Below are 10,874 nucleotides of genomic sequence, written 5' to 3'. Positions count from 1 at the left end.
TCCCGGGCAACCCGGACCACATCATCACGGAACTCTTTCGGATAAGGCTTAGGCACAGTAGTCATCCTTCCAGGCCGCCCTCCCGGGGCAAGCCAGATCAGATGTCACCTAACCGTGCACCAGTCCCGATCGACGCCGACGCCTCACAGGTCCATGGAGGCAAGTATTCCGAGGCTACAGCGGCTGCACTCTGCGGATTGGTCGCGGGCGCCTAGTTGTTGAGGCCGGGGACGTTGTGAACGCGTAGCCGTTCGATCGGGGTCTGGCCGCCGATGCCGGAATGTGGTCGGTGGTGATTGTAGTGATGCAGCCAGGCCGGGTAGGTGTCGGCGCGGGCTTCGTCGCTTCGGTAGAGCTGGGCGTATGCCCACTCGGCGGCGAGAGTGCGATTGAACCGCTCGACCTTCCCGTTGGTCTGCGGTCGATATGGTCGGGTCCACTTATGCGTCGCAGTGCCGAGGGCGGTGTTGAAGGCCTTCGAGCGGTAGCAGGATCCGTTGTCGGTGAGCACCCTGCGGACGATGATGCCGTGCTCGGCGAAGAACAGCTCCGCGCGCCGCCAGAACGCGGTCGCAGTCTCCTGCCGTTCGTCGGTGAGGATTTCTGAGTAGGCCAGTCGGGTGTGATCGTCGACCGCGTGGTGCAGGTAACTGTAGCCGCGGCCCTGCTTCTTGTTGTGTCGATTGCCGACGATCCGACCGAGCTTACGGTGCCCTCCGCCGTCCGGGATCCTCCCGAGCTTCTTGATATCAAGGTGAACGAGATCACCTGGGGCGCTGTGCTCGTAGCGAATCGGCCGGGGCGCCCGAACGAGTAGTCCGGTGGCTTGATCGAGGTGCCGAAGCAGCGGCATCCGGTAGCGGCGCAGCACCGCCGCGACGGTCGAACGCGGCAGACGCAGGTGGTAAGCGATCCGCGCCGGGCCCCACCGCCGCTGAAATCGCAGGGCGATGATCCGGCGTTCACGCCGCCGGCTCGTCTGCCCCGGACAACGGTGCGGACGACTGGACCTGTCGGCCATCCCCGCCGCGCCCTGCACGCGGTAGCGATCGGCCCACCGCTTCGCGGTCACCGGCGAACAGTTGAACCGTTCGGCGGCCCGGTGCAGCGGCCACCCGTCGTCGACGACACAGCGGGCCAGGGCCAGCCGGCCCCGATCGGTCAGGAAAGCATTACCGTGAGACATGAGGACCTCGTGGTGATCGGCGTGTGTGTGGTAGCCACACCGATACCCGAGGTCCTCACCTACCTACCGAACGCCACGCCGTTCACAACCTCCCTGGCCAGTACACCTAGTCCGACGACTAGATCCCGGGCTCCGGCCCGAAGTGGTTGGTGATGATGCTGGCGATTTGCTCTTCCCGATACGCGGAGTGATCTAGCAGCTCTTGCTGAGCAGCCAGGGCCGCGTACGCGTCGGCGAGTTGGCTCGTCAGTCGCTTGACGATCTCACGCATCGCAGTGTGGTCGTCGCGGGCGCTCGCGTAGGCAAGTGCGAGTCGGTTGATGTCGTCAATCAGATGCGCATCGACAGGAGGGCGCGTCGAGGACCTGGACTGCCGCTTTCGTGGTCGCTGTGCTCGGCGTTCGACCTCGGCCTCCAGTGAGTGAACGAACACCCGCGGAGCGTTGCGTACAGCTCGCTGCCCCTGTGGTTGCGCCGGGCCGGTCAATACGCCATCACGGAGCAGTTGTTGCGCCCGCTGCCGCGTCACGCCGAGCCTCTCGGCGGCGAGCGCAAGCGAGACGGCCTCCTCCTCCATCAAGCAAGCATGCGTTACGCAATTTTGCTTATCAAGGCCCCGATCTGAGTTACATTCATGGGATTAGGAGAGTAAACTTGCTTATATGACGGTCTCCTTGCTTTCGGATGTTCTCGAAGCGCAAACACAGAACGCGCGTTTGCGCGGCGAGGATCTTCGCCGCGCTGGTGAGTTCATCGCAGCTCACGCCGTCAAGGCCGGGCTCGCGGTGTCAGCAGTTGACCGCACATCTGAACGCCTAGTTGCAGCCGCGTCCATCGCCGACGGGAACGTGCTTGTCGTAGACGAGTCGGAGCGATTGGACGGTCAGCGTGTCCTGCTCGTTGCCGGACACTGTGCTGGTCCGATGGGTATCGCGGCGCAGGCCTCGATCGCCCGAGCACTCGGCGCAACGTGGGTCGAGGCGATGTACGTCGCCGTCGATCCTGGGGACTGGTCCATTCCCGGGGTCGATGCCTTGGCAACCCTCAAATTGCAGGATCTCGGCCGCGGGGCTGCCGAAGGCTCACCTGACCTGGATGCTGGTGTGTCGTTCTCTTCTGAGGGGGTGGCGTGCGCGGCCGGGTAGCGTCGGCGGACACGATGGGATCGGTGACCCGAGCGGTCGAAGCTTCCGGCTGGTCAGGAGTTGTGCTTCCACGCACGAGCGTGCTGGGCGTGTCTCTCTTTCCGGTTGTCGCGATAGATCAGGCTGTGTGGGCGGAGCGGATATCGAACAATCAACCGCCCGAGCATGATCGGTCGACGTTGGCGGTCTGGGAATCCTGGATCCACGAGTTGGGTGATTGCCCGCCTCGCAGTCCGCTGACAATCGTTGGTTTCGTCTCAACGGCGGCCCAGCCTCAGTACGCCCTCGAGGCGTTAGGCAGGGTGTCTGGGTTCGGTGCCGGAATGTGGGTTACTCAAGCTGAGTCACCACGGTCGATCACCCTGGCTGAGTTCGATGTCGCTGATACGTGGGTCGTTCGCGAGCGGGACTCGGCGGTGCTCGTAGAAGGCCGTCCGGGTCCGGCGGCGACTGCGTGCCGGATGACGTCGACTAGGCACAAGGAGGAACAGCTCTTTGCGTGGGCACTCGACGTTGGTGTGGGCATCTAGACGCTGACGCGTGGCGTTGCGGCGAGCCAGGCCTTGACGGCCTTGTGGGGCTTCCATGGCTGCGACCGAGCAGTCAGCAATTGTGAGTGGTTCTTGATGGCCTGCTCGCATCGGTCTCGCCATTCTCCTGGCCTGGCCGGCGCGGGGTGCTCAAGCAGCTGCCTGGCGATCTGTGCTTGTGCTGCCAGCGAGTGTTCCATGGCCGCGCTGGCGACGTCGCTCTGGTCGAAGAGCCACGCCAGAGAGCGCCCATGGCACACGCTGCATGAGCACCTCCAGACAGGCGATTGCGGATTGGTGGTGATGCCACCTTCGACCTTGTCGAGCATGTAGTACGACTGCAGCCTGGGTACGTACACCGACGGCGGAGGTGTGAAAACTTCGTCGTCACCATCGGTCGCCGGATACAGATGCCTCAATCCTGATCGAACACCAACCGAAACCGCTGCCGCACCATGCGCGAGCGCTCCCAGTACGGATGTGTCCGAGCGCAGCAGCAAGGTCGGAACGTCGCACCTGAGTACTTCGATAAGTCCGGCGACGGTCTCCTTGTGACGCAGTGGGTCCGATTCGGATTCGAGAACGAGGGCAACTGGGCGTCCAGTGGCGGTGATCACCTCGATCAGCGTGTCGAGGTTGGCAGTAAGCCAGTCCGTGGCCAACGGCAGACACACCAACAGTCGATCGGAGTGCGTCCCCCATCCGAGGACGGACTTGAGCGACTCGCCGTCGCCCTTCGGAATGTAGCCGGAGTCCGTCATCGCCCACGTCAGGCCTGCTGCGAATTGATCGTTCACCCACTGCTCGGACATCCCGGTCGCGCCGACTCGCCGTGAGTTCCCGGTGTATTGGGCTGCATCGAGGAGGATTGCAGCGCGTTGATTCTCCTTGCGAAGGCGCTTCAGCGCGCGGCGAGCAGTGGCCGCACTTCGGCTGGCGACCACGGCACCAACGTTGTCCGTCGCCGTCAAAGGTGCAACGACGTCAAGGGCGCCGGCGGAGATGTGTGCCATGAACGGTGGTCCGAACTCCGGAAGTTCGGCACAATCGTCGAACTCGAGTGCTTGCGCGATCCCCACGGTGACCCCCAGATCGTTGACTTGGCCGTCTCGCCTCGGGATGTACGGGATCAACCTCGTCGATCGACTTCACCTATACCAGCAGCGACGTGTGATGCGCCACCAACTACGCACCTCAGCTATGCCGCCGAAACCGGACTACGTCGCGGCGCCAGGCGCGCGCGACACCCGTGCTTCTATCGCCTCAACGAGATCCGGGGGAGCACGGCCGCCGTCATCGGCATTCGCCAATCGAACGGCTCTGGTGACCAAAAAACCCGAGGTCACGGACTCATTTGAGTTCGCGACCTCGGGTCCAGCAGTTCATAGAACTGCTCTCTGTGGGCGAAGGGGGACTTGAACCCCCACGTCCCGAAGGACACTGGCACCTGAAGCCAGCGCGTCTGCCATTCCGCCACTCGCCCGAGCGACCGGAGAAGATTAACACGAGACGACGCACGCCGCGAAATCGGACCGCGACCTGCGACTCCTGCCTTGCCGGGCCGCCGCCGTTCGTGCTACCAAAGGGACAGTTGGGACCAATGGGGTTACGCTGACTTCGCCGTGTCTCGATCGCGGCTATCATCATTGGTCAGAACATGCATCACGACACGCTGAGGAAGGGGGAAGTCGATCATGGGAATCCTGCAACGGTTCGAGCGCAAGCTCGAGGGCGCCGTGGGCGACGGCTTCGCTCGCGTCTTCGGCGGCAAGGTGGTCCCCCAGGAAGTGGAGGCCGCTCTCCAACGCGAGGCTGAGGATCAGCTGCAGACCCTGGGAGACGGGGCGTACTTGGTACCGAACAAGTACGTCATCGCCGTCTCCCCCACCGATCAGGAGACCTTCGAGGCGGATCGCGAGCTCGCGATCCGTGCCTTCTCGAAGCACCTCGACGAATACATCCATGACAACGGCTGGCAGACTTATGGTGACGTGGTCGTGCACTTCGAGCAGTCACCAGGCCTGCACACGGGCCAGTTCCGGGCCCGCGGCACCGTGGATCCGGATGCAGTCCCTCAGAACCTTGTACCCCAGCGACCACCTGCAGAATCAGGAGCCGATTCGATGAGCAACAATCCCGGATACGACCAGGGACGGCACGGCGGCCAGTACGACCAGGGCGGCTACCAGCAGCAGCAACAGCCGGGGTACGACCAGAACTACGGTCAGCAGCAGCCCGGCTACGACCAGAACTACGGCCAGCAGAACTACCAGCAGCCGGCCTACGACCAGGGCTACGGGCAGCAGGGCTACGACCAGGGCGGCTACCAGCAGCAGCCCGCGTACGACCAGAACTACGGCCAGCAGAACTACCAGCAGCCCGCGTACGACCAGGGCTACCAGCAGCAGCCCGGCTACGACCAGGGCTACCAGCAGCCGGGGTACGACCAGGGGTATCAGCAGCCCGCGTACGACCAGAACTACGGCCAGCAGAACTACCAGCAGCCGGCCTACGACCAGGGCTACCAGCAGCAGCCCGGCTACGACCAGGGCTACCAGCAGCCGGGGTACGACCAGGGGTATCAGCAGCCCGGCTACGACCAGGGCTACCAGCAGCCGCAGGGCGGTTACGCCCAGCCGCAGGCGGTCACGCTGTACCTGGAGGACGGCTCCAACCGCACCTTCGCGCTGCGCGAGGGCACCAACGTGATCGGCCGCGGCCAGGACGCCCAGTTCCGTCTCCCCGACACGGGCGTCTCGCGCCGGCACGTGGAGATCCGCTGGGACGGCTACGCCGCCGTTCTCAACGACCTGGGTTCCACCAACGGCACGTCGGTCAACGACGTGCCCGTCTCCAACTGGGAGCTCGCCGACGGCGACCGGATCCGCGTCGGCCACTCCGACATCGTGGTCCGCTTCCAGTAGATTTCACTTCGGGCACGCGAAAGCAGACCCGTAGACAGCGCCCGCTCGCCGGGCGCCGGACGAGTGTGCGTCGGATAAGACCAGGAGGGAGACACCGTGCAGGGACTCGTGTTGCAGTTGACCCGTGCGGGCTTCCTCCTGTTGCTGTGGCTGTGCATCTGGCTGGTCATCAGCGCGCTGCGCTCCGACGCGCGGGTCGCCTCGGGCCTGCGGCCCCGCCAGAAGGAGGCCAAGGCGCCCCGTCGTGCCCTGTTCTCCCGCACCAGCAAGGTCGCGAAGTACCTCGTGGTCACGCACGGCCCGCTCGCCAACACCCGCATCACCCTCGGCCAGCAGCCCGTGCTCATCGGCCGCGCGGACGATTCGACGCTCGTGCTCAACGACGACTACGCGTCGACCAGGCACGCGCGCCTGTCCCGCGACGGTGACGACTGGTACGTCGAGGACCTCGGCTCCACCAACGGCACCTACCTGGCCCGCAACAAGGTCACCACTCCCACCCGCGTCCCGCTGGGCACTCCGGTGCGCGTGGGCAAGACAGTGATCGAGTTGCGCCCGTGAGCCTCGTCCTTCGATACGCCGCCCGCTCCGACCGGGGCCTCGTCCGCAGCAACAACGAGGACTCCGTGTACGCCGGGGCGCGACTGCTGGCGCTCGCCGACGGCATGGGCGGCCACGCCGCCGGCGAGGTCGCCTCGCAGCTGATGATCAACGCCCTCGCCCCTCTCGACGACGACGAGCCCGGCGGCGACCTGCTGGACACGCTCGAGGAGGCGATGGTCGCCGGCAACGAGACCATCGCCGAGCAGGTGGCCGAGGACCCGGAACTCGACGGGATGGGCACGACCCTCACCGCGATCCTGTTCGCCGGGTCCAAGCTGGGCCTGATCCACGTGGGAGATTCGCGCGGCTACCTGCGGCGCGACGATCAGATCATCCGCATCACCAAGGACGACACCTTCGTCCAGACCCTCGTCGACGAGGGGCGGATCACCGCCGAACAGGCGCACACCCATCCGCAGCGCTCGCTCATCATGAAGGCGCTCACCGGGCACGAGGTGGAGCCCACGCTCACCCTCCGGGAGGCCAAGGCCGGCGACGTCTACCTGCTGTGCTCCGACGGTCTGTCCGACGTGGTGAGCGACGAGACGATCGGCGAGACGCTGGAGTTGGCCGACGAGGACGTCAGCGCCGCCGCCGACCGGCTCATCGAGCTCGCGCTCAAATCCGGCGGCCCCGACAACGTCACCGTCGTGGTGGCCCGCGTCGAGGACACCAGCTTCGGGCAGAGCCGTCCCATCGTCGGCGGCGCCGCGAACGACGACGACGAGGACTACGTCCCGCCGGCCAACACCGCCGCGGGGCGCGCCGCCGCGCTCCGCCCGCCGAAGAAGGCGCCCCGCCGCGTCGTCGCGACGGACGTCGACGACGAGCCGCAGACCGGCTCCCGCCGCAAGTGGATCGCCCTCGGCGTGCTGCTCGTGCTGGTCGTCGGCGGCGCCATCGGCCTGATCGTCACCCGCTCGGTGGTCAATTCCAGCTACTTCGTGGCCGCCACCGACAAGGGCACCATCGCGATCTCGCACGGCGTGAAGGTCTCGATCTTCGGCCGCGCCCTGAACTCGCAGCAGGAGGTCGTCTGCATCGCGGAGACCCCCGCCGACGACAGCCGCGCGGCGCAGGGCTGCACGCCGCTCACCGTCGCCGACCTCACCCCGCGGGGCCGCGCCAACCTGGCCGGCCTGCCGTACGCGAGCTCGCTGGACGACGCCCGCGAGCAGGCCCGGAACCTCACCGCCCGCGACAACCTCATGGAGCGCTGCGCGATCACCACCGAGATCGAGCCCCCGGCGCCCCAGGCCCCGCACGACCCGAACGTCCCGGCACCGTCGACCACGGTGGCGCCGCCGCCGGCCGGCGAGACGCCGGCACCGGCCCCGGCGCCCGTCACCAAGGTCGTGACGCAGTCCTCGACCCCGGAGCGGCCCTGCCGCGGAGGCCCCTCGTGACGGCGGGCGTCAGCACTCCCGGTTCCGGCATCGCGCTCGACCCGAACCGACGTTCCCGGACCTACGAGCTGGTCCTCCTCGGCGCCGCCACGGTGGTGACGGGGACCTCGCTCGCGCTGGTGGAGTGGGCGCAGGAGCAGCGCCTCACGCTCGACCTGGTGAAGTACGTGATCGCCTTCGTCGTGCTGTACGGCGCCGCGCACTACGCGGTGCGCCGGTTCGCGCCCTACGCCGATCCGATCATCCTGCCCGTGGTGGCGATGCTCAACGGGCTCGGCCTCGTGCTGATCCACCGCCTGGACCTGGGCAACGCGCACGCCGAGAACGGCCGCGTCTCGCAGACGCAGGAGGCCAACCAGCAGATCCTGTGGACCCTGCTGGGCCTCGCCGTGCTGGTCGCGGTGTTGGCCCTGCTGCGCGATCACCGGACGCTGTCGAAGTACGCGTACACGATCGGCCTGGCCGGCGTGGTCTTCCTGGCACTGCCGGCGCTGCTGCCGTCGAGCCTGTCGGAGATCAACGGCTCGAAGAACTGGATCAAGACGCCGCTGTTCAACATCCAGCCGAGCGAGATCAGCAAGATCCTGCTCATCATCTTCACCGCGGCCTTCCTGGTGTCCAAGCGCGACCTGTTCACCTCCGCGGGCCGCCGCGTCCTCGGCATCGACCTGCCGCGCGCCCGCGACCTCGCGCCGCTGCTACTGGTATGGGTCGTCGCGCTCGGCGTGCTCGGGTACGCCAACGACCTCGGCACGCCGCTGCTCATCTTCTTCACCGTCCTCGCGATGGTCTACATCGCCACCGAGCGGATCGGCTGGATCATCGTGGGCCTGAGCCTCGCGGTGATCGGCGCGGTCGCCGCCTACCAGCTCTTCCCGCACCTGCGCGTGCGCGTCGAGGTGTGGCGCGACCCCTTCGCCGCGTACGAGACCATCGGCTACCAGCCCGCGCAGGCCCTGTTCTCCCTGGCCACCGGCGGCCTCGCCGGCACGGGCCTGGGCTCCGGCCGGCCGACGATGGTGCCCTTCGCATCGACCGACTTCATCATGGCGGCGGTCGGCGAGGAGCTGGGCCTCATCGGCCTGGCCGCCGTACTGATGCTCTTCCTGGTGCTGATCTTCCGCGGCTTCCGCGCGAGCCTGACGGTGCGCGACAGCTTCGGCAAGCTGCTGGCCGCGGGCCTGGCCGCGACGATGGCGATCCAGCTCTTCGTCGTGGTCGGCGGCGTCACCAAGCTGATCCCGCTGACGGGTCTCACCACGCCCTTCATGAGCTACGGCGGTTCGTCGCTGCTCACGAACTACGCCCTCATCGCGCTGCTGCTGCGCATCTCCAACGCGGCCCGCGAACCCAAGGTCGCCCGCAAGCCCGGCGCGCCGGTCCCCGACCGGCCGACCGAGATCGTGAAGCGCGTATGAACGCACCGATCCGCCGCATCTCCCTCGTCGTGGTCCTGCTCGTGGTCGCGTTGCTCGCCAACGCCACCTGGGTGCAGGTCTTCCGCGCCGACGACCTCCGCGCCGACAGCCGCAACGAGCGCGTGCTCCTCGACGAGTACGCGCGGCAACGCGGCTCGATCCTGGCCGGCGGGCAGGTCATGGCCCAGTCGATCAAGACCGACGACCGGTACAAGTACCTGCGGACCTATCCCGAGGACATGGCGCGGGCGTACGCGCCGCTCACCGGGTACTACTCGATGATCTACAGCTCCAGCGGGCTCGAGCACGCCGAGGAGTCGGTGCTCAACGGCAGCGACGACCGGCTCTTCGGGCGACGCGTCGTCGACCTGCTGTCGGGCCGCGACCCGAGCGGCGGCAACGTGGTCACCACGATCAACCCGGCGATGCAGCGCATCGCCTACGACCGACTGTCGACGGCGTGCGGTTCGAACGGCCCGTGCCACGGCGCGGCGGTCGCGATCGAACCGTCGACCGGCAAGGTCCTCGCGATGGTCTCGACCCCCAGCTACGACCCGAACCCGCTGTCGTCGCACGACACCAGCGCGGTCAGCAAGACCTGGGATCAGCTCAAGGACGATCCGGACAAGCCGATGGACAACCGGGCGACCGGCTGGACGTACCCGCCCGGTTCGACGTTCAAGGTCATCACCACGGCCGCGGCCCTCGCGCAGGGCAAGGGCGTCGACCTGTCGACGCGGCTCACGGCCGACAAGCAGATCACCCTGCCGGGCGGCGGCGGCACGACGCTCCAGAACTACGCGGGGATGACGTGCCCCGAATCGTCGGGCGGTACCGTCAGCCTGTTGCAGGCGTTCCAGTACTCGTGCAACACCGCGTTCGTGGATCTGGCCACGGCGAAGATGCAGGACGGAGGCGAGGCGATCAAGGCGATGGCGAACAACTTCGGCGTCAACTCGACCCCCGACCCGATCCCGCTGCGGGTCGCGCAGTCGGTGACCGGTCCGCTGTCCGACGGTGCCCAGACGGGCCAGTCGGCGATCGGCCAGCTCGACGTGGCGCTGACGCCGCTGCAGAACGCGGTGATCGCGGCGACGCTCGCCAACGGGGGCGTCCGCATGCAGCCGTACCTGGTGGACTCCTTCCAGGCGCCCGACCTGACGAACTTCGGCACCACCTCGCCCAAGCGGCTGGGGCAGGCCATCTCGCCGCAGGTCGCGGCGCAGATGCGGGAGCTGATGATCGCCTCGGAGCAGCACACCAAGGGCTCAGGCGGCCGGGTTCAGATCGCCTCGAAGACCGGTACGGCGGAACACTCCCAGGGCCAGCGCGGCGGCGAGGCGCCGCACGCCTGGTACATCGGGTACGGCCCGGTGAACGACCCGAAGGTAGCGGTGGCGGTCATCATTGAGAACGGTGGAAATCAAGGCGAGGCGGCGACCGGTGGGTCGCTCGCAGCGCCGATCGGACGAGCGGTGATCAGCGCCGCGGTGAACGGGCAGGGGAACTGATGAGCCTTCAGACCGGATCGGTGATCGCCGACCGCTACGAACTCCTCCGGCTCATCGCCACCGGCGGCATGGGCCAGGTCTGGGAGGCGATGGACACACGACTGGACCGCCGCGTCGCAGTCAAGGTCCTCAAAGCCGAATTCTCCGAAGA

Annotated in this window: 9 protein-coding genes, 1 tRNA gene and 1 pseudogene; 7 read left to right on the top strand and 4 right to left on the bottom strand. The window is 67.0% G+C overall.

Translation table 11 applies throughout. The annotated features are described in order from the left end of the window. Positions 1–211: 211 nt before the first annotated feature. Positions 212–1,186, bottom strand: coding sequence for an IS481 family transposase (locus FK530_RS24135; RefSeq protein WP_006368646.1), 975 nt, complete (start codon positions 1,184–1,186; stop codon positions 212–214). A gap of 118 nt (positions 1,187–1,304) precedes the next feature. Continuing rightward, the gene (locus FK530_RS24130; protein WP_006368645.1) at positions 1,305–1,763 is read right to left on the bottom strand and encodes a hypothetical protein; all 459 of its coding nucleotides are present in this window, start codon (positions 1,761–1,763) and stop codon (positions 1,305–1,307) included. 85 nt (positions 1,764–1,848) lie between these two features. Between FK530_RS24130 and FK530_RS24125 the strand changes: the two genes are divergently transcribed. Continuing rightward, positions 1,849–2,331 carry a hypothetical protein gene (locus tag FK530_RS24125; protein WP_006368644.1) on the top strand — a complete coding sequence of 161 codons (483 nt, stop codon included), beginning with the start codon at positions 1,849–1,851 and terminating at the stop codon, positions 2,329–2,331. Positions 2,332–2,857: 526 nt separating this feature from the next. Here FK530_RS24125 and FK530_RS24120 read toward each other — a convergent pair. Then, positions 2,858–3,940 carry a hypothetical protein gene (locus tag FK530_RS24120; protein WP_128646715.1) on the bottom strand — a complete coding sequence of 361 codons (1,083 nt, stop codon included), beginning with the start codon at positions 3,938–3,940 and terminating at the stop codon, positions 2,858–2,860. Between the two features lie 321 nt (positions 3,941–4,261). Next, positions 4,262–4,344 (bottom strand) — tRNA-Leu (locus FK530_RS24115). Positions 4,345–4,555: 211 nt separating this feature from the next. Between FK530_RS24115 and FK530_RS24110 the strand changes: the two genes are divergently transcribed. The 6 genes and pseudogenes from FK530_RS24110 to FK530_RS24085 form a co-directional block, all read left to right on the top strand. Beyond that, positions 4,556–5,785: an FHA domain-containing protein gene (locus FK530_RS24110; protein WP_146489399.1), complete on the top strand. Its 1,230-nt coding sequence runs from the start codon at positions 4,556–4,558 to the stop codon at positions 5,783–5,785. 96 nt (positions 5,786–5,881) lie between these two features. Beyond that, entirely contained in the window at positions 5,882–6,346 is a 465-nt protein-coding gene (locus tag FK530_RS24105; RefSeq protein ID WP_146489398.1) for an FHA domain-containing protein FhaB/FipA, read from the top strand. Further along, the gene (locus FK530_RS24100; protein ID WP_146489397.1) at positions 6,343–7,794 is read left to right on the top strand and encodes a PP2C family serine/threonine-protein phosphatase; all 1,452 of its coding nucleotides are present in this window, start codon (positions 6,343–6,345) and stop codon (positions 7,792–7,794) included. Before FK530_RS24105 ends, FK530_RS24100 begins: the two co-directional genes overlap by 4 nt. Next, positions 7,791–9,212, top strand: a complete 1,422-nt coding sequence (locus tag FK530_RS24095; protein WP_191834331.1) for an FtsW/RodA/SpoVE family cell cycle protein — start codon at positions 7,791–7,793, stop codon at positions 9,210–9,212. Before FK530_RS24100 ends, FK530_RS24095 begins: the two co-directional genes overlap by 4 nt. After that, positions 9,209–10,723 (top strand): peptidoglycan D,D-transpeptidase FtsI family protein, encoded by a 1,515-nt coding sequence (locus tag FK530_RS24090; RefSeq protein ID WP_146489396.1) that lies wholly within the window; start codon positions 9,209–9,211, stop codon positions 10,721–10,723. The genes FK530_RS24095 and FK530_RS24090 overlap by 4 nt, the downstream gene beginning before the upstream one ends. Then, positions 10,723–10,874 (top strand): annotated as a pseudogene (locus tag FK530_RS24085) (serine/threonine protein kinase); the annotation flags it as partial. The gene FK530_RS24090 and the pseudogene FK530_RS24085, both read left to right, overlap by 1 nt.

Origin of the sequence: Tsukamurella conjunctivitidis (genome assembly GCF_007858475.1) — a bacterium.
GTDB lineage: Bacteria > Actinomycetota > Actinomycetes > Mycobacteriales > Mycobacteriaceae > Tsukamurella > Tsukamurella conjunctivitidis.
Note: the sequence above shows the minus strand (reverse complement) of the source record. Positions and strands in the feature narration are given on the sequence as shown.